Origin of the sequence: Brevibacillus ginsengisoli (assembly GCF_050113715.1) — a bacterium.
Classification (GTDB): Bacteria; Bacillota; Bacilli; order Brevibacillales; family Brevibacillaceae; genus Brevibacillus_H; species Brevibacillus_H ginsengisoli.
Window position 1 is genome coordinate 638581 of the sequence record NZ_JBNJQR010000001.1, and the last position, 23370, is coordinate 661950.

The 23370-nt window shown below is 45.7% G+C and carries 20 protein-coding genes and 1 other annotated feature; of the genes, 15 read left to right on the top strand and 5 right to left on the bottom strand.

Translation table 11 applies throughout. The features are described 5' to 3' along the window. The first annotated feature begins 2 nt into the window (after positions 1-2). The 4 genes from yqeK to leuS all read left to right on the top strand — a co-directional run bounded on the left by yqeK (position 3) and on the right by leuS (position 4581). Complete coding sequence (gene yqeK, locus ACQCN2_RS03150; RefSeq protein WP_426927516.1) at positions 3-563, top strand: bis(5'-nucleosyl)-tetraphosphatase (symmetrical) YqeK; 561 nt, start codon at positions 3-5, stop codon at positions 561-563. 64 nt (positions 564-627) lie between these two features. After that, positions 628-984 (top strand): ribosome silencing factor, encoded by a 357-nt coding sequence (gene rsfS, locus ACQCN2_RS03155; RefSeq protein ID WP_426927428.1) that lies wholly within the window; start codon positions 628-630, stop codon positions 982-984. Next, a complete protein-coding gene (locus ACQCN2_RS03160) occupies positions 981-1730 on the top strand; it encodes a class I SAM-dependent DNA methyltransferase (RefSeq protein ID WP_426927517.1) in 750 nt (249 codons plus the stop codon). Before rsfS ends, ACQCN2_RS03160 begins: the two co-directional genes overlap by 4 nt. A 42-nt stretch (positions 1731-1772) precedes the next feature. Then, positions 1773-2032 (top strand) — a binding site (T-box leader). 62 nt (positions 2033-2094) lie between these two features. Beyond that, positions 2095-4581, top strand: a complete 2487-nt coding sequence (leuS, locus tag ACQCN2_RS03165) for a leucine--tRNA ligase (RefSeq protein ID WP_426927429.1) — start codon at positions 2095-2097, stop codon at positions 4579-4581. Positions 4582-4677: 96 nt separating this feature from the next. On the opposite strand, the gene comER is transcribed toward leuS, so the two are convergent. After that, the gene (gene comER, locus ACQCN2_RS03170; protein ID WP_426927430.1) at positions 4678-5520 is read right to left on the bottom strand and encodes a late competence protein ComER; all 843 of its coding nucleotides are present in this window, start codon (positions 5518-5520) and stop codon (positions 4678-4680) included. A 433-nt stretch (positions 5521-5953) separates the two neighbouring features. Between comER and ACQCN2_RS03175 the strand changes: the two genes are divergently transcribed. The 3 genes from ACQCN2_RS03175 to ACQCN2_RS03185 all read left to right on the top strand — a co-directional run bounded on the left by ACQCN2_RS03175 (position 5954) and on the right by ACQCN2_RS03185 (position 9678). Beyond that, a complete protein-coding gene (locus ACQCN2_RS03175; RefSeq protein WP_426927431.1) occupies positions 5954-7432 on the top strand; it encodes an Lsa family ABC-F type ribosomal protection protein in 1479 nt (492 codons plus the stop codon). Between the two features lie 414 nt (positions 7433-7846). Next, entirely contained in the window at positions 7847-8164 is a 318-nt protein-coding gene (locus tag ACQCN2_RS03180; protein ID WP_426927432.1) for a DUF485 domain-containing protein, read from the top strand. Next, positions 8161-9678 carry a solute symporter family protein gene (locus ACQCN2_RS03185; RefSeq protein WP_426927433.1) on the top strand — a complete coding sequence of 506 codons (1518 nt, stop codon included), beginning with the start codon at positions 8161-8163 and terminating at the stop codon, positions 9676-9678. The genes ACQCN2_RS03180 and ACQCN2_RS03185 overlap by 4 nt, the downstream gene beginning before the upstream one ends. Before the next feature lie 28 nt (positions 9679-9706). Here ACQCN2_RS03185 and ACQCN2_RS03190 read toward each other — a convergent pair whose 3' ends face one another. The 3 genes from ACQCN2_RS03190 to ACQCN2_RS03200 all read right to left on the bottom strand — a co-directional run bounded on the left by ACQCN2_RS03190 (position 9707) and on the right by ACQCN2_RS03200 (position 13093). Continuing rightward, positions 9707-10462 (bottom strand): helix-hairpin-helix domain-containing protein, encoded by a 756-nt coding sequence (locus ACQCN2_RS03190; RefSeq protein ID WP_426927434.1) that lies wholly within the window; start codon positions 10460-10462, stop codon positions 9707-9709. A 163-nt stretch (positions 10463-10625) separates the two neighbouring features. Beyond that, positions 10626-12566, bottom strand: coding sequence for an asparagine synthase (glutamine-hydrolyzing) (asnB, locus tag ACQCN2_RS03195; protein ID WP_426927435.1), 1941 nt, complete (start codon positions 12564-12566; stop codon positions 10626-10628). 122 nt (positions 12567-12688) lie between these two features. Further along, complete coding sequence (locus ACQCN2_RS03200; RefSeq protein WP_426927436.1) at positions 12689-13093, bottom strand: deoxycytidylate deaminase; 405 nt, start codon at positions 13091-13093, stop codon at positions 12689-12691. Between the two features lie 185 nt (positions 13094-13278). Between ACQCN2_RS03200 and ACQCN2_RS03205 the strand changes: the two genes are divergently transcribed. From ACQCN2_RS03205 to holA, 4 genes are all read left to right on the top strand, one after another. After that, positions 13279-15690, top strand: a complete 2412-nt coding sequence (locus tag ACQCN2_RS03205) for a DNA internalization-related competence protein ComEC/Rec2 (protein WP_426927437.1) — start codon at positions 13279-13281, stop codon at positions 15688-15690. Positions 15691-15805: 115 nt separating this feature from the next. Further along, positions 15806-16351 carry an RNA polymerase sigma factor gene (locus ACQCN2_RS03210; protein WP_426927438.1) on the top strand — a complete coding sequence of 182 codons (546 nt, stop codon included), beginning with the start codon at positions 15806-15808 and terminating at the stop codon, positions 16349-16351. Beyond that, on the top strand, positions 16351-17457 hold the full coding sequence (locus ACQCN2_RS03215) for an anti-sigma factor family protein (protein ID WP_426927439.1): 1107 nt from the start codon (positions 16351-16353) through the stop codon (positions 17455-17457). The genes ACQCN2_RS03210 and ACQCN2_RS03215 overlap by 1 nt, the downstream gene beginning before the upstream one ends. Positions 17458-17940: 483 nt before the next feature. Next, positions 17941-18978, top strand: a complete 1038-nt coding sequence (gene holA, locus ACQCN2_RS03220) for a DNA polymerase III subunit delta (protein ID WP_426927440.1) — start codon at positions 17941-17943, stop codon at positions 18976-18978. Positions 18979-19012: 34 nt separating this feature from the next. Here the strand turns inward: holA and rpsT are convergent, their stop codons facing one another. Then, positions 19013-19288: a 30S ribosomal protein S20 gene (gene rpsT / locus ACQCN2_RS03225; RefSeq protein WP_426927441.1), complete on the bottom strand. Its 276-nt coding sequence runs from the start codon at positions 19286-19288 to the stop codon at positions 19013-19015. Positions 19289-19449: 161 nt separating this feature from the next. Between rpsT and gpr the strand changes: the two genes are divergently transcribed. From gpr to ACQCN2_RS03245, 4 genes are all read left to right on the top strand, one after another. Continuing rightward, complete coding sequence (gene gpr, locus ACQCN2_RS03230; RefSeq protein ID WP_426927442.1) at positions 19450-20556, top strand: GPR endopeptidase; 1107 nt, start codon at positions 19450-19452, stop codon at positions 20554-20556. 143 nt (positions 20557-20699) lie between these two features. Then, positions 20700-21923 carry a stage II sporulation protein P gene (gene spoIIP, locus ACQCN2_RS03235; RefSeq protein ID WP_426927443.1) on the top strand — a complete coding sequence of 408 codons (1224 nt, stop codon included), beginning with the start codon at positions 20700-20702 and terminating at the stop codon, positions 21921-21923. Positions 21924-21931: 8 nt separating this feature from the next. Further along, positions 21932-22240, top strand: coding sequence for a DUF3679 domain-containing protein (locus ACQCN2_RS03240; protein WP_426927444.1), 309 nt, complete (start codon positions 21932-21934; stop codon positions 22238-22240). Positions 22241-22395: 155 nt separating this feature from the next. Beyond that, complete coding sequence (locus ACQCN2_RS03245; RefSeq protein WP_426927445.1) at positions 22396-23364, top strand: ABC transporter ATP-binding protein; 969 nt, start codon at positions 22396-22398, stop codon at positions 23362-23364. Positions 23365-23370: the final 6 nt, after the last annotated feature.

Genomic DNA, 23370 nt, shown 5'->3' on the forward strand with positions numbered 1-23370 from the left:
GGTTGGATCGCGATAAGTTACTGGCTCAAGTTAGAGCTCAAATGAATGAGAAACGATACATTCATACACTGGGAGTGGCTGCTTCTGCTCGTACATTGGCCGAGCGATACGGTGCCGATGCGGATAAAGCGGAGTTGGCCGGAATCGTTCATGATTACTGCAAATGCTGGCCGACATCACGTATGCTCGAGTACCTCAAGCGATATGATATTGCTAAAGACATCATTCAGGGGGAAAAAGAACTCTGGCACGCGTTTGTGGGAGCCATCGTCATTCAGGAGGAGTGCGGGATTACGGACCCTGAAATCCTGCAAGCAGTTCGTTACCACACGACCGGAAGAGTTGAGATGACGCTTTTGGAAAAAGTCGTCTGTGTGGCGGATTACATTGAACCGAATCGGGACTATCCCGGAGTGGATCATGTGAGGCAATTGGCTGAACAGGATCTGGATCAGGCGCTCGCTTTTGGCTTGGGTTCCACGATGCAATTCCTGATCTCCCAGAAAAAACAGATTTATCCGCTCACTCTCCTCGCATACAATGATCTTGTAGGAAAGAGATAGGCCGGATTCAGGGAGATAAGATTTACGATAGAGAAAAGATTGAGAATAGGCTAGGAGGAATCCGATGATTAAAGTAGTGGAAGATTTAGCAAAATTAGTGGTAAAAGCCGCAGAAGATAAAAAGGCTGAAAAACTTGTGGTCATGGATATCAGTAACTTATCCGTGATTGCGGATTACTTTATTATTTGTAACGGGAACAATGAACGCCAGGTTCAAGCTATTGTGAATGAAATTCGTGAACAAGCGCATAAAAACGGATATGACGTGAAGGGGATCGAGGGTATAAATGAAGGACGCTGGGTGCTCATCGATTTAGGTGATGTTGTCGTTCACGTCTTCCATCGCGAAGAACGCGAATTCTATAACCTGGAGAGACTTTGGAGCGATGCCAACATCGTTTCCTTTACCGAACAGCAATGATTAGCTCCTACACGCATTTGGCACAAGTGTATGATGTGTTGATGCAGGATTCTCCGTATGATCGCTGGCTTGATTGGGTCGGCGATTTTTGGCGTCAGCATGGGCTGCCAACAACAGTACTTGATCTAGGGTGTGGTACGGGCAGTATCTCGATTCCGTTAGCCAAGTCAGGCTATCAGGTTACCGGAGTAGACCTCTCCAGCGAGATGCTCGCCATCGCCTATCAGAAGTCACAGCAGGCTCAGGTATCGTTGCGCCTTGTGGAACAAGACATGCGGGAACTGCAAGCATCAATGGTCGATTCTGTTATTTCGTTGTGTGATTCGTTGAGCTACCTGACAGAGGAAGAAGATGTCCAGCAAACCTTTAAACAAGTCTGGTCTCATTTGAATCCGGGGGGATATTTCTTGTTTGACGTCCATAGTCCCTTTAAAATCACGCATGGTTTTGGCAATGAAACCTTTACGCTTCAAGAAGAGGACGTCGCCTATATTTGGAACTGCTTTTGCGATGAAGAGCGACTGGAAGTGGAGCATCAGCTTACGTTTTTCATCCGGGAGCCAAATGGCCTGTTTCAACGGGTAGAAGAGGCGCATTTGCAGCGCGCTTATCAGCCGATCCAGATGATTGGATGGCTTAGGGAAGCAGGGTTCACCGATATTAAGCTTACGGCAGATTTCGAAAATCTTCCGCCACAACGTGAAAGCGAGCGTCTATTTTTCAGTGCCAGACGTCCGCTTGTTTGACAGCCAAATCATTGTTGGCTATAATTAGAAGATATCAATCGACAACATGCGATGATGAGGATTAGTAGGAATAATGATTCGGTAGAAGAGAGTTGACGGTAGGTGCGAGTCAACCCAATCATACTCTGAACTCGCCTCTAAGCACTCCTGCAGAAGGCAAGCTTGATGTTGTGTAAGCGGGAGCGGTTTTCTTCCACGTTACGGAAGCTTAAGTGGTTGATTCGACTCGGTGCGCGTTACAGTGTGTCCGTCGATTCATCAATCAGGGTGGTACCGCGGGAAATACAACTCTCGTCCCTATCAGTGACAGCTGGTAGTGACGGGAGTTTTTTGATTTAGTGGATGAACAAGGAGGCAGCTGTATATGGCAAGAGTCTACAATCCAACAGCAATTGAAGAAAAATGGCAATCGATCTGGCAAAAGAACCAAAGCCACAAAACAAACGAAGATCAGAATAAACCCAAATTCTACTGCTTGGAGCAGTTCCCTTATCCGTCTGGACGTCTCCACATGGGACATATGCGGGTTTACTCCATCGGGGATATTATTGCCCGCCTGAAGCGAATGAATGGCTATCAAGTCTTACATCCAATGGGGTGGGATGCGTTTGGTCTCCCTGCCGAGAATGCAGCGGTAAAATTTGGCGCAGCTCCAGCCAAATGGACGTACGAGAATATTGATTTTATGAAAAACCAGTTGAATCGTCTGGGTGTTAGCATTGACTGGTCACGTGAAGTGGCTACCTGCTCGCCTGATTACTACCAATGGACACAATGGCTTTTCTTGCAGTTTTATGAGATGGGTCTGGCTTACCGGAAGCGCGCGTTTGTAAACTGGTGTCCGGAATGCTCCACAGTGCTTGCCAACGAACAAGTTATTGACGGGTTGTGCTGGCGCTGTGATTCAGAAGTAACCAAGAAGGATCTCGAGCAATGGTTCTTCCGTATCACGGATTATGCGGACCGTTTGCTTACCGATCTGGAAAAACTGCCACACTGGCCAGAAAAAGTACGGACAATGCAAAAGAACTGGATTGGCAAAAGCGAAGGAGCGAACGTCGTCTTTACCATTCCAGAGTTAACAAATGCCGAAACGGGTGCTCCAACAGAGGTAACGGTCTTCACGACTCGACCTGACACCTTGTACGGGGTGACCTATATGGTCTTGGCTCCTGAACATGCGCTGGTGGAGCAATTGATCCAGGGCAAAAAGCAAGAGTCTGAGGTGCGCAGCTTTATCGATCAAATGAAAAAAGAAAGCGATATTACCCGTACAGCATTGGACGCTGAAAAAGTAGGTCATTTCACAGGTGCATACGCCAAGCATCCGTTAACAGGTGAATTGATCCCAATCTGGGTAGCCAACTATGTATTGATGGATTACGGAACAGGGGCGGTTATGGGTGTGCCGGCGCATGATGAGCGTGACTTTTCGTTCGCTAAGAAATATGCGTTGCAAATTAAACCGGTCATCAATCCGGAAGACCCGAACATTCTAGTCGACGAAATTGGCATTGACAGTGCATTCACCGAGGATGGAACGCTTATTTACTCCGGGCCTTTCGATGGAATGCCGAACCAAGACGCAATCAGCGCAATCAGCCAGCACCTGGAGAAAGAGGGCAAAGGTGGACTTACCACTTCCTTCCGTCTGCGTGATTGGTTAGTATCTCGCCAACGCTATTGGGGAGCGCCGATTCCAATCGTTTATTGCGATTCTTGCGGAGTTGTTCCGGTACCGAAAGATCAATTGCCTGTTCATCTTCCGGAAGACGTGATCATCGACGGAAAACGCAATCCATTAACTACATCCGAAGCGTTCTTGCATACAACCTGTCCGTCCTGTGGTGGTCATGCGACACGTGAGACTGACACAATGGATACGTTTATTGATTCGTCCTGGTACTACTTGCGTTACACCGATTCAGGGAACAAACAGCTTCCGTTCTCCAAAGAAAATGCTGATAAATGGCTGCAAGTAGATGAATACATCGGTGGAATTGAGCACGCGATTCTGCATCTGTTGTACTCTCGTTTCTTTACAAAAGTGTTATATGATGCGGGAATGGTTTCCTACGATGAGCCGTTCCGCAGCCTTTTGACTCAAGGCATGGTGCTTAAAGAAGGCGCCAAAATGTCCAAATCCAAAGGAAACGTGGTCAGCCCGGATGAAATGATCGAGAAATACGGAGCGGATACTGTACGCTTGTTCATCTTATTTGCGGCGCCGCCTGAACGCGACTTGGATTGGACGGACACTGGAGTTGAGGGAAGCTTCCGTTTCTTGAACCGCGTATGGAGATTGGTAGACGGCTATATGGAGCAGCCAGCTTCCACGAATCAACCGAATCTGTCCGACGACGCTGCCAAAGATTTGTATCGTATGACTCACCATGCGATTAAGAAGGTAACCGAAGATATTGGCGAGCGCTATACCTTTAACACCGCGATCAGTACCATTATGGAATTGGTGAACAAGCTGTACGCGTATCCGGCTGATGCTGACCGAGGAACCTTTGCGTTTGCAATTGAAAACCTGTTGGTTCTGCTTGCGCCAATTACTCCGCACATTGCCCAGGAATTGTGGGAAATGATCGGTAAAACCACGCTTGTTCACGATCATGCTTGGCCAACCTACGATCCACAAGCTCTGGTTACGGATGAAGTAGAAATCGTGATTCAAGTTAACGGTAAACTGCGTGATAAGCTGGTCGTGGCAACAGGTCTCAGCAAGGAAGAGTTGGAGAAAGCTGTTCTTGAAAACAGCAAAACGCAGGCCTTGATCGAGGGTAAAACCGTTCGCAAAGTAATCGCGGTTCCTGGTAAGTTAGTCAACCTCGTCGTCGGGTAAATGAAAGTATCTGTGAAAAGTAACGAGTAACGATTGATTCATAAGTACACACCAAAGGCTCACGCTAAGAAAAAATTTCTGGCGTGAGCCTTTTTTCTACTCGCTCCTATTCTGCTGGTTCCCAAATAAGTGTTCACGCATTTCGGCCGTATCTTCGGCAAACTTGGCATGTGTCCTGCGGAAGACTTCCTGAAAAAGGCCGGGGACCTGCTCTGTTAATGCGGATAAGCCTTCACCCGTAATCCCTCCTGGAACACAAACCCGTTCCTGCAGGGATGGTAATGAGAAGATTTGCTGTTTAAGTAAGTCGGCCATCCCGATCATCATCTGTGACGTCAAATAGGTCGCCGCATCTTCCGAAATTTTGTAATCCTGTACAGCGGAAGAAATCATCTGTTGCAGGATATAGCTGATGAACGCCGGACCGCAACTGCTGATATCAGAAGCGATTCGCAAATTCGCGTGTTTGATTTCAAGCGGCTGTGAGATGGACGAGGCGAGTGAGAGCAGTTGGTTCTTCAATTCCTCTGTTACACGAGAACCGAATTCAATCAACGTTACGCCGCTTTTGGCCGCATTCGTGATACTCGGAACGATGCGGGCAACAGGGCAGGGAACCAATTGCTCAATATCCGTTAATCGAATGGGACTTGTAATCGTGATGACGGTATGCTGATTGGTAAGGTGTGGCTGGATTTGCTCGAGCACGTTTCGGTATTCAAATGGCTTCATGCACAAGAACAGAAACCTGCTTTTATGTACGACGTCTATATTGTTCTGGCCTACGGTTAACCCCGGAAACTCTTCAGATAGGATAAGCGCCTTAGAGGGAGTGCGGTTGAATGCAATGATTTGCTCAGGAGACAAGGCTCGGGAAGTGATGAAAGAACGGATCAGAATACTGCCCATGCTTCCCGTTCCAATAAAGCCTACTTGCATGGTAAACCCCTCCAACTTCATCATCTCTACTTAGCTTATGAGCGACAAGAAGGGTTCATGACGGAGGATTTGTTGTATAATTTTTGAAAAGCCGATTCACATCATGACTCCATTTTGAGGCACTCTATCGAATGTTTGTAACTCGATTGTTCAGGACCTGTGTGTTGAAATTAAACGATTGGTATGATAAGATACTTTTAATTTGATGATTGGAGTTGAAAAGTGTAATGGATTTTTCTTGCTAATAAATTAAAACAATTTAAGCGATATTTTTCGCCTGTTTTATTTATATGCAAGAAAGTTACTATACCTTTTCACTCAAACAATATATCCTTATCTAACTCGATAGCGGGTTGGATTTGCTGTATGTATTTGAGCTACAAGAAAGTAACTTTCTTGTAGCTTTTCTAGTTTTCATACAGGGGGGATAAATTTGTCATTAATAAATGTTACAAACCTGACGTTTGCCTATGATGGCAGTTTCGATAACATATTTGAAAAAGTGAGTTTCCAAATAGATACCGATTGGAAATTGGGGTTTACAGGAAGGAACGGAAGAGGTAAGACAACATTTCTCAACTTGTTGCTTGGTAAATATGAATACAGCGGAAATATTTCTGCCAATGTTAGCTTTGAATATTTTCCTTTCCTAGTCGAAAACAAGGAAAATAATACCCTTGATGTAATTAACGACATTCTTCCAGACTATCTTCACTGGGAATTAATGCGTGAACTTTCCTTGCTCAGGGTTTCTGAGGATGTGTTATATCGGCCCTTTGAATCATTGTCTAACGGAGAGCAAACGAAAGTGATGTTGGCTACCTTATTTCTGAAGGAAAATCGTTTTCTGTTAATTGATGAACCAACTAATCATCTGGACATGCATGCAAGAAAACTTGTCAGTGATTATCTCAAGACCAAAAGCGGATTTATTCTGGTGTCTCACGACAGATCATTTCTTGATAACTGCGTAGATCACATTCTTTCAATCAATAAAACCAACATAGAAATTCAAAAAGGGAATTTCTCCGATTGGTGGGAAAATAAGCAGAGACAAGATAACTTTGAACTGGCAGAGAACGAAAAACTAAAAAAAGACATTAAACGATTGTCGGATTCTGCTAAACGAACAAGCAACTGGTCAGACGAAGTGGAAAAAACGAAAAACGGTACAAGAAATTCAGGTTCCAAGCTTGATAAAGGGTATGTTGGCCACAAGGCTGCAAAAATGATGAAACGCTCTAAAGCAATGGAGCAAAGACAGCAATCTGCTATTGATGAAAGATCCCAACTCCTAAAAAATATCGAAACCTCAGACAGCTTAAAGATTTCACAGCTTGCTTTTCATAAAAACCAACTGGCTGAACTTGAAAATGTTTCGATTAATTACGGTGAGAAGACAGTTTGCACAGATCTTAGTTTTACTATTGAACAAGGTGAGCGAATTGCGCTTTCAGGTAAAAACGGCTCAGGAAAATCAAGTATTATCAAACTTATTTGCGGTGAGGATATAAACTATACGGGTACTTTTAGAAAAGGAAGTCAGTTAAAAATATCTTACGTTTCTCAGGACACCTCACATTTACAAGGCAATTTAACGGACTATGCTAGAAACAACGGGATTGACGAAAGCCTTTTTAAATCTATTTTAAGAAAACTTGACTTTTCCAGAGTTCAATTTGAAAAGGATATTTCAGCCTTTAGCGGCGGCCAAAAGAAGAAAGTGCTGATTGCAAAAAGTCTTTGTGAGAAAGTTCATTTGCATATTTGGGATGAACCGCTTAATTTTATTGATGTTATTTCTCGCATGCAAATTGAAGAGTTACTGCTTGAATACTCTCCAACCATTCTTTTTGTGGAGCATGACCGTGAATTCTGCAAAAATATTGCTACGAAGATCATTGAACTCTAATGTGACTGGCCCACTAGAATTCTTTCGGTACGTGTATTAGCCAAGCATAAGGTAATTGATTGAATAGGCAGATTGTCAAGATTCATCTAGGCAGCGGTAGTCTAGGACATTATTTTCGCGTCCGAAATTGCCACTGCCTTTATATTTGAGATCAGTCTAATTCTTATTAAATTGAACGCCAAATTTTTACAAAAAACAGAATATTGCCAAAAATATACAATTGGTATATATTTACATTCGTGAGGATAGTAGGACATACATGTGTTCAAGTGCACTGATAACTAAAATAGTTGGAGATGCCCGAATGATTAGGAGGTGAATAAGGTCGTATATACATGAGTATTGAATAAAACTCCAATAGTTAGTTTCCATGTCCTCTTAACTGTCCCTATTAAATATCTGGAGGGGATCCTATTGACTCAAAAGGATTGGAAGAGCATTGCTCGATCTTCATCTTTCCAAGAGCTGATACGTTTGAAAAAGGGCTTCATTATTCCTGCAGTCATATTTTTTATCATATTTTACTTCACGTTGCCGATACTAACCGGCTATACAACAGTTTTAAATGGCAAAGTGATTGGTGTAATCAGCTGGGCTTACATATACGCGCTTGCGCAATTTGTTATGACGTGGTCACTTTGCCACATGTATATGAGCAAGGCCAAGAAGTTCGATAAGCTGGTGGAGGAAATCAAGAAGTCAGCGAAAGGGAAAGGAGTGAAGGCAGGATGAATGGAACGGCATTTTCCTTCTTTATTGGGATCATCTTTCTTACCCTCTTGATCACCTATTGGGCTGCTAAACGGAACAACTCAACAAGCGAGTTCTATGTTGCCGGCGGGAATATTACTGGCTGGCAAAACGGCCTTGCCATCGCGGGTGATTACATGTCAGCTGCTTCCTTCCTTGGAATCGCTGGGGCGATTGCCTTAAATGGCTTTAGCGGCTTCTTCTATTCCATCGGTTACCTCGTGGCTTATCTTGTCGTATTGCTACTGGTAGCGGAGCCTCTTCGCAATCTCGGAAAATATACGATGGCTGATATGATTGCTGCCCGATTCAACGCTAAGGCCATTCGTTCAACTGCTGCCCTCAATACCCTCGCGATTAGCACCTTTTACATGATCGCCCAGCTTGTTGGCGCTGGCGCCATTATTAAACTTCTCCTTGGCATTGATTATTCCGTAGCGATTATCATCATTGGCATTCTGATGACAATTTATGTTGTTGCGGGCGGGATGCTTGCTACGACTTGGGTTCAGATTGTGAAAGCTGTGCTGCTAATGGGAGGTACAATTGCGCTCTCGGTTATGGTACTGTCCCACTTTCACTTTAATCCCGTTGAGTTGTTCAATCAGGTAGCAGCCAAAGTAGGGGAGAAAGCTGTGGTTCCTCCAGCTCCCACAACGTTTGCTGCCGGTATCGACGTCGTTTCGTTGAACATCGCGTTAGTACTTGGAACTGCTGGACTTCCGCATATTCTCATTCGCTTCTTATCCGTTCCAAATGCAATTACCGCGCGAAAATCTATTGTGTATGCGACCTGGATCATTGGTCTTTTCTACTTGATGACTCCAATTCTCGGATATGGGGCCGCGTATTTTGTTGGAAAAGATGCGATTGTTGCAGCCAATAAAGCAGGAAATCTTGCCGCTCCACAGCTGGCTGAATTCCTTGGCGGGAATATATTCCTGGCCTTTATCTCCGCTGTTGCTTTCGCCACCATCCTGGCCGTCGTAGCTGGTTTGGTCATCTCGGCAGCAAGCGCCTTTGCCCATGACTTTTATTCCAATGTGCTTCGTCATGGAAAAGCAACAGAGAAAGAACAGATGAAGGCTGCGCGCTGGGCGTCTGTGGGAATCGCGCTCTTCTCGATCTTACTTGCCTTGGGAGCCAAAAACTTTAACGTCTCTTATCTTGTTGCACTTGCCTTCTGTGTTGCCGCAAGCTCCAATTTACCCGTTATTCTGCTGACGATCTTTTGGAAGAAATTTAATACCAAAGGCGCGATCGCAGGAATGTTAACTGGATTGATCGGTTCCGTAGGATTAATTTTGTTAAGCCCGAACGTAATGGGTGAAACAGCTATCTTTCCATTGAAAAATCCTGCGATCATCTCGGTTCCGCTTGGTTTCCTGGCATGCTATCTCGGCACAGTGATGGGAAGTAAGAAGGAAAAAGCAGATGAAGAGAAATACACAGAAATTTTTGTACAAGCAAATACGGGGATCAAGGAAATTGGCTAAAATAAATCGGCTTAAATAATTTCGCATATTACTGCAGGCTGATTTTGTCCTTGATTTTAGCGAAAAGCTTCTCGCCTATGCCCTGTATCTCCTGAAGCTGTTCAATCGAGCGAAATTCTCCCTTGCTTTCGCGATAACTGATAATCGCTTTGGCGCGTGTTTCTCCTATGCCTGGCAACGTCTTTAACTGCTCGATACTAGCGGTATTAATGTTAACCCGCTCGTTTGACTGACTGGTTGGGGCAAGCTGATTGGTTTCGGGATGAGTAGTTTGCGGACTTGTTTGACTAAATGGATAATTGGAAGCGATGTTGGGTGCTTGATCTGTTTTCGATGGGACCCAAATCACCATTCCGTCTGTCAGCGATTGGGCGAGGTTAATCCGATTTTGATCCGCATCTGGGAGCAAGCCGCCAGCTTTTTGGATAAGGTCATGAACTCTTTCATTAGGCTCGAAGGGGTAGACACCGGGATGCTTCACCGAGCCTTTTAGATCGATGTATAGAAGCTTGCGGGGTTGCTCCTTTGCGGTTGAGTCATTCGGATTGCTTGTAGCTGGCGGCATGGAAGTGGTTGAGGGCGAGGCTGCAGTTTGATCAGTTTGTTGGGCTTGTGCAGCTTTCTGTGGAGGTTGATCTTCAGAAGCAAAGACTGCCGTTTGAAACGGTGGGGCTGGTCCGTATTCTGTAGCTCCCGGATAGAACCAAAAGCTAAGGCAAACAAATAAACTGATTCCTAAAACGATGATCCATGTGCGATAACGTTCCCACAAATCATACAACATGCTGAATCCTCCCTGTTATCCATTGGCGCACTCACTTGTCCAAATGGTTGTTCTGAACCTAGCGTAAGAAAAGACAGAGGGGACTGCAAATAAAAAACCAACAGATTTTCCCGCAAATGATGGGGATCTGTTGGTTTTTTGGTGTCTAGTTTATTCTAAACGGTTATTCTACTGTAGCGAAGGGCTGTGCGCTCTCGGTATTTCCTTTTCGTCGAGCTTCAACCGCTGGGCTTACATAAGGTCCGAACGAGTATTTTTGCTCGATGTAAATCTGATGCCAAAGCATAAAGACAAGAATGGTCCAGATTTTACGGCTGTAGTCCGCATGACCTTCACGATGTTCGTCCAGCATGTACAGGACATAAGCCTTATTGATCAAATGATCCACTTTGGCTTCAAAAATGATTTCTTTCGCCCATTGGTAAAACTCGTTTTTTAGCCAGTGGCGTGTTGGAACCGGGAAGCCCAGTTTCGGACGAGTTTTGATTTCCGCAGGCAAGAAGTCCTTCATCGCTTCACGCAATACGTGCTTGGTTGTACCGTTGGCGATTTTATACTTGGTTGGAATTGTCGCCGCGAATTCAAAGACTTTCGGATCGATGAACGGAACGCGAAGCTCCAAGGAATTGGCCATCGTCATTTTATCGGCTTTCATCAAGATATTGCCGCGCAGCCAAGTATGGATGTCGAGATACTGCATTTTGGTGACATCATCGTAGTTGGCCACTTTTTGATAGATTTCATTCGTGATGGTGAAAGGAGATTGATAGTTGCTGGAGTTGAAAATGTTCTCCGTCACAACACGCTCCTTCAAATCCTCACTGAAGATCAGCGCATTCCCAAAAAATCTTTCTTCGACGGTCTTAGAACCGCGAATCAAGAAGTTTTTCCCTTTAACGGAATCAGGAAGCTTCTCAGCGATTCCGCGAATGGAGCTTCTCATCCAGCTAGGCATTTGCGAGAACATGCGCAGCGAATGAGGCTCGCGATAAATATTGTAACCGCCGAAGAACTCGTCTGCACCCTCACCGGACAATACGACGGTAACGTGTTTGCTGGCCAATTGGGCAACAAAGTAGAGCAGAATGGCTGAAGGATCGGCTACTGGCTCATCCTGGTGCCAGATCAGACGTGGAAGTTCTGCCATGTACTGATCAGCCGTCACAACCAGTTCATGGTGCTCGGTACCCAGGTACTTCGCGGTGCGTCGCGCGTAATCCAACTCGCTGTAGCCAGGAATGTCTGAACCGACCGAGAAAGTTTTCACCGGCTCGAAGGTTCTGAGCATGGAAACGATACTGCTGGAGTCCACTCCACTGGAAAGGAAAGCTCCACGAGGAACTTCACTGACACGGTGTTTGTTGACTGAATCTATCATCACTTCACGAGTTCCCTCGACAAAATACGAAAACGGCTTACTCTCATCGGGTGAGAAGTGAACCTCCCAGTATTTCTCCACTGTAATTTTGTCATCCTTAATCACAAAGTAGTGAGCAGGAGGGATGCGGTAAATTCCTTCGTACATGGTGTCCGGATCTGGCACGTATTGGAACGTCAAGTAATGGTAGAACGAAGTCTGATTTACTTCACGCTTCACGTTTGGCATCTCAAGCAAACTCTTAATTTCACTACCAACGGCAATGGAGTCGTTCGTCTGCGTGTAATAAAGAGGCTTGATTCCAAACTGATCTCTCGCTCCAAACAGCAGCTGTTTGCGGCGGTCCCAGATGGTGAATCCGAACATCCCGCGCAAGTGCTTCGGTGCGTCAAAGCCCACTTCTTCATATAAATGAAGAATGGTCTCGATATCCGAATCTGTCTCGAATACGTGACCCTTATCTTTGAGCCATGACTGCAACTCCTTATAGTTATAGATCTCACCGTTCCCGATGATATACATATCTCTCGTTTCGTTAAATAAAGGCTGATGACCGCCAGCAACGTCAATGATACTTAACCGGCGAAAACCCAGCGCAATTTGATCTTCCAAATGAAATCCATCGTCGTCAGGACCACGATGCATAATGACTCGAGTCATCGCCTCGATTGTATCGGGTTGGACGGGAGTCTGCCTCTTGTTATAGAGTGCTACAATTCCACACATATGCCTTAACTCTTCCTCTCACAGGGCAATTCCCTTTGAAATACACTATAGCTTAATCTATCACGGATTATCTAGGAGCGCAATCTGCGAATCCCCCATCATAACCGTGACGCTCTTGCTTCCTACTTGTGATGGACCCACTCCATGGGCTCGATAAAATATTGATTGTAATCATTATGATAGCCGTGACGGAACACGACACGAGCTACTCCTGCTTGGTTTAACCGCTTGGTGCAATTCTCACATGGCTCATGAGTGACATAGGCGGTCGCCCCTAGTAATTCGTCTCTTCTTGCGTGAAGTATTGCGTTCTCCTCTGCGTGAAGTGTACGAATACAACGCCCGTCCTTTAATAAGCAGCCTACATCAATACAATGCGGATGTCCGTGGATTGAACCATTGTAGCCGGTTGATATGATCCGATTCTCTTTTACTATGACGCAGCCTACCTGAAGTCGATTGCAGGTTGCTCTTGACGCTACGTCATCCGCTAAATCCAAGTAGTATTCATCCCACGATTTTCTCATCACTCTCACACCCTTGGCCCAGTAGATTCTGATTATAGTTGAATACCATCATTCTTCTATTGTGTATTGTGTCAGCGTTTCTAGTTGAAGTCAACTAAGTTGAGCATGTGTGGCGCTCAATTTTTTTGTCCCGAAGGCAACGTGTATGGTTGAGATAATCACTTCAATTAATGGAGACGGACGATATGAAAAGGATGTTGTTACCTCAATACATATTACCTGCAAGCCTATCGATTGCGGGAGGGTTCGTACTCGCCGCCTATGCCAATGTATATGTGATAGTTGGCGGTGTCGTTTGTGTCGGTTTCGTCGCAATGTTACTGAAGGGCGTCTGGAGAATGCGACTGGTTGGAAGTCTATTTATTGTTCTATTATCTATGCTTTATTTTCAATGGGTTAATTTTTGTCATCAGTCTACGCTTAGTGAGAGCGCAGAAAGTCAGGCTGAAGCTTTCGTCGAGGGAACGATCGACTCGTCGGTCAAGCAGGATGGAGATTTGGTAACGTTCTATTTGTTGGTGTCGCAAGTCAATCATCGACCGTTAGGCGAATGGCCAAGAAATCAGGAGCGAATTGCCATGCGGGTGAAGCTGACCAAAGAACAGCAAATCGTAAACGCTCATGACTGGAGGATAGGAGATCACTTCACAGGGCTAACGAAACTATCGGTGCCTGAGTCAAGCAGGAACTTGGGCGGTTTTGATTATGCGAGGTTTTTGCGGTGGCAGGGCGTGTTTGTGACAGGAAGTTCTTCCTATCCTCTGGTTCGTGTAGAACATCAAGGAATGACCTTAAGAGGGGTGTTTGATCAGATTCAGCAAAAAGAAGCGGAAACATTGGAGCAGGTCTATGTGGATCCTTCTGTTGCCGGTTATATGAAATCGCTACTTCTCGGTGTAACGGAGGATGTTGATCCGAAGCTAGGGGATATGTACTCGCGTCAAGGACTGCTTCATGTACTGGCCATCTCCGGTTTGCATGTATCACTGGTGAGCGCTTGTTGGATGTGGATATTAAGACGTTTGGGGCTTGGGCGAACGTCCTCAATGATTTGTGCTGTCGGCTTCTTGTTTGTCTACGTATTACTCGTTGGGGCTAGCCCATCGGCGATACGATCAGGTATAATGGGAGGCCTCGGTCTCATTGCGTTTACCCTGAACAGAAGAATCTCAACACTTTCTATCTGGGGGATCGCATTTGCTGTGATGCTAATTCTAAACCCTTTTCAGCTGTGGCAGGCAGGATTTCAGCTGTCATTTGCAGTGACATTGGGACTGCTCGTCTACGTACCGATGTTGGATCAATTAAGGGGAAATATCAAGAAATGGTTGTTCTCATCACTATCCGTTACTTTGGTAGCCCAGATGGCTTCTTTTCCCTTGCTTATCTATTGGTTTCATCAATTCTCATTGCTTTCTTGGGTCATCAATCTGGTATTTGTGCCAATTATATCCTTTGTGATTCTTCCGCTAGGCTATGTATCATTACTAGTGGTTCATCTTCATCCTGCGCTTGGGTTTTTGTTAAGCAAATGGAACACAGAACTTCTCGGGGTTCTGCATAATCTGTTAGAGTGGCTGGACACGTGGCGAATCGCATTTCAGCACTGGCCTCATCCCGCTTTGTACTGGATGATCGCTTATATTAGCTTCTGTGCGTTGGTTCCGTTGGCCTGGTATCGCGGGTATCATCGCAGGCGGGATTTAGCTATCTACATCATTTGTTGGTTGTTGCTTGTAATAGCGGCAAGGCAGCCTTTTTCAAATCATGATCAAGTCCGAATCACCTTTCTGGATGTGGGGCAGGGGGATTCTATCGTTGTAGAAGTCGGCAGAGAAAAAGTATACTTGATTGATAGTGGAGGGACCGTCCAACCAACGCAAGAAGCCTGGCGAAGGAGACGAGACCCGTATGAGGTGGGGAAAGACGTCATTCTGCCCTTTTTGAGAAGTCGAGGAATTGAACGGATTGATACACTGGTCATGACACATCCAGACAACGATCATGTCGGAGGAATGCTATCGGTGATTCCGTTTGTACATATTGGATCCGTTCTAGTAAATGGGGATACCCCGAAGGAAGCCGAATGGAAGGCACTAACTCTTCTAAAACAAAGGAATATACCGATTTATACAAACCATCAGGTGACAAGCTGGCAGGACCAGCCGCAAGTTTTGTGGACCTGGCTCTCTCCTGTAGACCGCCAGAATGATTCGAAGCTTGAGGGAAACGACGCTTCCATTGTTTTGATGCTCACAGCGTACGGCAGACGGGTCATTTTGACAGGCGATTTGGAAGAGGTCGGCGAAAAGCGGATCGTGGAAGCTGAGCGACTTCCACAAGTAGATCTACTAAAAGTAGGTCATCACGGAAGCAAATCCTCTACATCAGAGGCTTGGCTAAAGGCACTTCATCCACGTGCGGCCGTGATTTCTGTAGGAAAATTGAATCGGTACCGCCATCCTCATCCGGAAGTCATTCAACGTCTGGAAGCAGCAGGAGTTGAGGTGTTTCGAACGGATCGGCAAGGTGCGATCACAGCTTTAGTTACAAAATATGGTATTACAATAAACCCTTTTTTTACCGATAAACAATAATGGCTAAACGCAACGTCCTATTGAATCGATGACACTAGCACGTCACTTATTTATTCTGATGAAATCTGCAACCTTACGATACGGTAATACGTCAGAGGGGAAGGGGAGGAGCAAGATGGGAGAATCGGAGCTTATACAAAAAGCCCAGAACGGTGATCGGGAAGCACTGGTTGAGTTGCTTCGTTCGATCGAACACACCGTTTACCGAAGCGCCTATTACATTTTAGGGAACGAACAAGACGCACTTGATGCCTCTCAAGAAGCGCTGATACGGATTTATCGAAAAATCGATACGTTTGAGGCGAAAGCCAAATTTAGCACATGGGTCCAACGAATTGTCACCAACATCTGTATGGATAAGTTTAGGGCCAAGAAAGATACCGTTTCGATAGATGAACACGAGTTGACGATCATCGACCAAAGCAATGTGGAAGATACGATCCTGATGACTCATTTATCGGGTGACATCAAGGCTGCGATCAAAAAGCTGCCGGTTTCGTATCGAAACGTTGTCGTCCTACGCTATCTCGAAGATTTTTCTTATCAGGAAATCGCCGAAACGTTAGATCTTCCATTAAATACCGTAAAGTCTTATTTATTTAGAGCAAGGCAGCAACTTCAAGAACTACTATACGATTATCAGAAAGGAGGGATAGGGTGATGGGTAGAACGGATGTTTTGGAACTGATTCAGCGAGATCTTGACAACGATTTGACCCCATTGGAAAAAGCCGAACTGAACTCTCAGCTTTCGAGCGATCCAGAATTGCAATTAATTTATTCCAGACTTTCTCGCGTTTCGCAACAATTGGAGCAGCTGCCGTCCGTAACACCACCGTTTAGCCTAGTCGATTCGATCTTACCGCAAATCGAAAGCTCATCCCCTGATCCTGTTCAGAAAACGGAGCAGCCTCAAGTGTTGCAATTGCCTCGTTTGGAAAAGAAAAGTGAAACGATGGCAGCAGAGCCCAAAAGGAAAGTTCCTAGCTGGTTGCTGAAGGCATCTAGCGGGGCGGTCGCCGCCAGTCTCTTGTTTGGAATCTATGCGGTGGCCCACCATGAAAAGCAGACGGAGAGTATAGACTTAACAAGTGGAAGTCAGGTAAATCAGCCGGCTGTAGTTCCTCAAGTCAACCCGTCGGTAAATCCAAATACAAGTCAGCAACAACCGGCAAAAGAGCCTGTCCCTAATTCAACTGTGACACAGCAGAGCCCTCCTCCAACCAAGCCGCCCGTTACAAAGAAGAATCAGCAACCGGGAGCGGATTTAAAAGGTCCAGGGAAGACCCACTTGAATCCATCGCCATACCAAATGCCTTCGAAGAACTCAACCACCGCAGAAAAAGGCACGCAAAACGACAAAGGAAAAGAGCGCGACAAGGCCAAGGCAGGGGACGGACCGAATAAACAAACCCTAAACATCAACCAGGAAAGCAATCAAGAAAATAAGAATCACAAAGTGCCGCCGGGTCAGGCAAAGGATAAGAAAAAAGATAAAAAGGATCAAAAGGATCAAAAGGAAACAGACGACAACGGCCAAGACGGTAACTCGCAAGGAGATAACAACCAGGGCGATCATCAAGAGTCGAACAATAATGGAAACAAAGGCAACAATGGAAATGGAAAAGGAAATGGAAATGGCAATGGAAATGGCAATGGCAATGGAAAAGGAAAAGGAAAGAACTCATCTATTCATACGGAAGCTATAGAAGATCAACAGCAATTCATCGACTCTGTAAATTTGGATTTGTGGATAAGCACCAGATAAGTAGTGGATGCGTATATTGTGATTACCAAGCACCCCCTGCTTACCGCTTAGGGAGAAGGTTACCCGGGGCTTTTCCCTAAGCGTTTACATAAAGGTGCCAGTCAGTAGAATAAAAACCGTAGCCATTGGTTACGGTTTTTATCGTTTGCCGATAAGAATTTATAAAAATTCTTATCGATCCAAGTGGTCGGCTAAAAGCTCAACGTCCTGTTGAACCGGTCAGCAAAAACGCAACGTCCTGTTGCATTGCTGACACTGATGCGTCCTACATGGCGCCGACATTAGCACGTCCTGTGCGTCACAACTAAGGCTCTACCGGCGCCAAAGGCTTGGCATCGCCAAGTTTTCTGTGCCGTGCTATAATATGCGGGATCATTGCAATAAAACGGCCATGCGGTCATACACTTTTATGAAAAACGTCGAGATGTTTCGATCCCCCGATGAGAGGGGACGTTTTTCACAGAAAAAAGGAGGTGCGTACCTATGCCGTTACGCACGGCAATAAGGGACATTAAAGAAAAGCGGTACGCTCCCGTCTATTTGCTATATGGCACGGAGAGCTTTCTCATGGAGGAATTTATTCATTTTGCGCAACACGAAATGGTCGCCAGTGATTATGCTGATCTCAATGTGAGTCACTACGATTGTGCCGAGACACCGCTGTCTATGGTCGTGCAGGATGCGGAAACCTTGCCGTTTCTGGCTGATCAGCGGTTGGTTGTGGCACACAACGCGTTCTTTTTGACAGGAGCCAAGCCACCGAGCAAAGTGGAAGTGGAACCGGATAGTTTGCTCCCCTTTCTGGAGGAACCGCCGAATTACACATCGCTAATCATTACCGTTCAGCAGGACAAGCTGGACGAGCGTAAAAGAATAGTCAAAGCCCTACAGCAAAAGGCTGTTGTCATTCCTTTTCTACCATTAAAGGATACAGAATTGTACGCGTGGGTTGAACGTCGAGCGCAGAAATACAAGCGGGTCATCAAGCGGGATGAAGCGATGATTCTAGTCGAGCGTGTAGGAAACGATCTGCGCCTGTTGGATAAAGAGATCGAGAAGCTGTCGTTGTATGTAGGAAACGAGAATGGATTGATCACGGAAGAGGTTATTCGTTTGTTAGCCTCCCGAACGCTGGAGCAAGACGTGTTTGGGCTGATTGAAGCGGTTGTTACAGGCAAGATTTCGGAGGCGTTTCGAGCTTTATACGACATGAGTAAAATGGGCGAGGAACCTATTAAACTCCTTTCCTTATTTGCGAGACAAATTCGAATGCTGCTTCAAGTCAAAATGTGGGCTCCCCGAGGATACTCTCAGCAGCAGCTGGCCCAAATGCTGAAGGTGCATCCGTTCGCGGTGAAGAAGGCGATGGAGCAGGCGCGGTTCTTCGACGAAGCTAGCTTGCGACGACTATTGAAAATACTTGCGGAAGAGGACTTTCGGATGAAATCAGGGCAGGTAGACAAACAGCTTGCTATTGAAATGTTTATTACGAGAGTCGCCGCCGAAAAGAAAAACCCATGAACCGAAGTTCATGGGTTTTTATCATTGTGCCATATTAAGCAACTGGAGCTGCTAATACGTTCAATTTTTTCATCAAGCGGGATTTTTGACGATTTGCTGCATTTTTATGGATAAGTCCTTTGGTAGCAGCCTTGTCCAATTTCTTAACAGCCACCAAGAGAGCAGATTTTGCAGTTTCCACATCATTAGCGGCAACAGCTTTTTCAAAGCTCTTTACTGCAGAACGCAGGTCAGATTTTTGAGAAGCACGTTGAGCGCGGCGCTTTTCAATTGTTTTGGTACGCTTGATCGCGGATTTAATATTTGGCATGAGTGTCACCTCCTTAAAGCATTAAGACAACCATTGAATTCACGGAATACAACAAATCATATTCTAGCACTTAACCCAACTGATTGCAAGAAAGGAATTCGAATAAAATTTCCACATTCATGCAAGCTAAACCTATATTGAAGCAAATAGGGGGATCGTAAATGGCTGAGCAGCATAATGTCGATTTATCGGGGTATTCGATTCGGACTGACCTGGCAATAGAAGCGCACGAGCTGTTCGCACAGCAGCAAGCATCTGCCCCGCCTGGCTATCAGGTGGAAGAGGATAACAACCAGCCTGGAATTAAGGTGACGCGGGTGGTGGTGGAGACACAAGAAGCTGGTCGACAAATTGGTAAAATGCCTGGTCGATACATAACCATTGAGGTTCCCAAGCTTCGTGATAACGATACGAAGCTGGAAGAGGTCGTTATGCGACGTTTTTCGAAGGAACTGAAGCAATTCCTGGAGGAGCTGGGTTTGACCGAAGAAAAGAAGGCCCTAGTTGTTGGGCTTGGCAATTGGAATGTCACGCCAGACGCACTTGGTCCGATGGTGGTAGAGAACTTGCTGGTCACTCGTCATTTATTCCAGTTGGCACCAGAGTCAGTAGAGGATGGTTATCGTGAAGTAAGCGCCATCTCACCGGGGGTACTGGGGATTACGGGGATTGAGACAAGTGAAATCGTTTTTGGTGTCGTGGAAAAAAGCAAACCGGATTTTATCATCTGCATTGACGCTCTGGCCTCCCGCGCCTTGCATCGCGTGAACACAACCATCCAAATCTCTGATACGGGAATCCATCCAGGGTCGGGAGTAGGCAATAAACGCAAAGCGATTGACAAGGACACGCTGGGAATTCCGGTCATTGCGATCGGCGTGCCGACGGTTGTATTCGCTGCGACGATTGTGAATGATGCGATTACCTATTTGTTGGGGCATTTTGGGCAAAGCATGCAGGAGAGCAAGCGTGCCTTCAACCGTCTGGCTTTAAGCAGTGTACCCGAACGAAAAGAACCCTACACCGAAGAAGATCTCCCGGACATGAACATGCGACAAACCTACATGGGTCTGGTAGGGCAACTCAGTGAACAGGAGAAGCTTCAATTAATACAGGAAGTGTTGCAGCCGCTTGGGCAGAATCTGGTGGTCACTCCCAAAGAAATTGATGACTTCATGGAGGGAATCGCCAACATTATTGCCAGCGGGTTGAACTGTTCGCTGCATCGCGCAGTCGAGCGGGAAAACGCAGGAGCTTACACGCATTAAAACACCCAACCGGATAAAGCTAACGCTGCGCCGGTCGGGGCTCCAAACTAATAAATATCCAACCAGCTAACTGAAATCTAATAGTCTAGCAAAAAAATAGGGCTGCTCGTTCTATTCTTCCAACTTCGCTCATAGGATGTGACATGAGAGAAGATAAAGCAACTGGAGGGATAGAGTTGGCAGCCCTTATACAGCGTCACTTCATGATACTGTCGCTCGTTACGGCACTTTTATTCATCAGTACACTTTTTATGGCGAATCAGCAGAACAGGCTAATCATGCCTTCTCCGACCATACAATTAGCCACTTCTAATCTATCTAGCTTAGCTCTCTTGCAAATCATGAGTACCGAGATTCCTTCTCTTAATCAAATGGTTCAATCTCCAGTTGAATCAGAGGATGCTACAGTCCTTAACTTTTTATTTCGGATGGCTACGGGGATACAAGCAGGGGATTTACGCAGTTTATTAGGGAGAGAACTGCCAGGAATGCTGAACTACCAGGATGCCAGATTCATTGTTCGGGGTCAGAAAACGAATTTGGAAGATTTGTACGTGGAATCAGCCGCTCCACCTGGAATAGCGAACGTCGTGATTGATGAGACTCCACAGTCCACAGACCCTACTGATTCAGCAGCCGACCAGCCTGCCAACGAAAAACCTAAAACAGAGCCATATCCGACAACCGGCAAACAAAAGGTCGCCTTCGTCTATAACACGCATAATCGTGAATCGTGGTTGAGCGTAGCCAAGTTAGATGAAGTCACTCAATCAGTGAATCATCCTACACAAAATATTTCCCTCGTCGGCAAGCACTTTGCCGCGGAGTTGCAGGATAAAGGAATAGGGACGGTTTTCAACAAAATTGATTTCTATCAGCAGTTGATAGACGAAGGCAAGAGCTATCCGCTTTCCTATGCGGAGTCGCTTAAGGCCGTACAAGCGGTTAAACAAGAGAACAAAGAGATGAATTACTTCTTTGATCTTCATCGAGATGGGCCGACACCGCGTGAAAAAACGACAATCAGCATAAATGGAAAGCCGTATGCCCGGTTAATGTTTGTCATTGGCACACGCAATAAGCACAGCGATGAAAACGCTGAGTTCGCCAAAAAATTACACGACTTAATGGAGAAAAAGTACCCGGGTCTCTCACGAGGAGTCCTAACAAAGAGCCAAGAAGAGGGGAATGGGGAGTATAATCAGTCCGTCTCTCCGGGAAGTCTGTTAGTAGAAGTAGGTGGAACTTCCAACAATCTGCAAGAGTGCAATCGTGCGGCGGAGGCGTTGGCTGATGTCTTTGCCGAGTATTATTGGCAGGCAGAGCGCGCTTCACAGCATATAACATCTGCATCTTCCAAGAGGTGAGTGCTGTTTTGAACCTTACGCTTAAGTTTGCCGGGATGATACTCATCCTGTTCGTAGGAGTTGTCATTGGATTGCAAACAGCAGAACGTGGGATTAATAAAATTGACGGAACACCTGATCAGAAGCCGCAATCCTTCTACATTACAAAAGTGGATAAAAACGAAGTAGAAATCGCTCTGATGGGCAAACAGATCAAATCAACCGCTCCTCACAAAATGGTGAATTACGTAAGCGATACGGGCTCCACGATCGGAACATGGGTACGAAAAGGTACCCAAGGAGCCATAGATTGGCTGTCTACTTGGTTTCAGCCATAAAACCCTACTCGATCTAGCATTGCTGATCAGTAAGGTTTTTTCTGTTTAGAGTAAATATTTAGAATTTATTGTGTTGCGAAAAAATTACAATAATGGCATAATGGTCACAGTTAGTCCTATGCAAAAATGATTGGTGAAAAAGAGGGGTGCGGCACTTGACTCAGTCTATTCTTGATATAGAAAAACTCCGAACGCACTTTTTTACAGACCGTGGAGAAATTCCCGCAGTCGATGGAATTGATTTGTCTATCAATAAAGGCGAAATTTTGGGGATTGTAGGAGAATCCGGCTGTGGAAAAAGTGTTACCTCGCTTTCCATCATGCGCTTGATTCCGAATCCTCCTGGCAAAATTGTTGGAGGTAGCATCCGATTTAAGGGCGAGAATCTTGTTGAAGTTAGTGAAGCAAGGATGCGTGAACTACGGGGCAATGAAGTTGCGATGATCTTTCAAGAGCCGATGACTTCACTTAATCCTGTGTTTACGATTGGCAATCAAATCAGTGAAGCGATTCGCTTACATACGAAGGCGAGTAAAAAAGAAGCTCGCAAGCGTTCAATCGAAATGTTGCAAAAGGTTGGGATTCCCCGGGCTGAACAAATCGTGGATGAATATCCCCATCAGCTGTCAGGTGGAATGAGACAACGTGTGATGATCGCCATGGCGATGGCTTGCAATCCTGAATTATTAATCGCCGATGAGCCGACAACCGCGCTTGACGTAACCATTCAGGCGCAGATTTTGGACTTGATGCGCAAGCTGAATGAAGACCAGGGCACGGCCATTTTGATGATTACCCATGACCTCGGTGTCGTTGCCGAGATGTGTCACCGTGTCATTGTCATGTATGCGGGCAATGTAGTTGAACAAGGGGATGTCCGGACGATTTTGAAGGATCCGAAGCATCCGTATACGATTGGATTGATTAAGTCGATCCCTAAGCTGGAAGAGAAAAGAGAACGGCTATACTCCATTCCAGGCAACGTGCCGATTCCAGGCTCTTTGACAGTTGGTTGCCGATTTGCCCCTCGATGTGAGCATACGTCAGACAAGTGTCGAGCCCAGATGCCAGAATTGTCTCAAGTAAGTGAAGGACACTGGTCTCGTTGCTGGTTGCACGAATAAGCATAA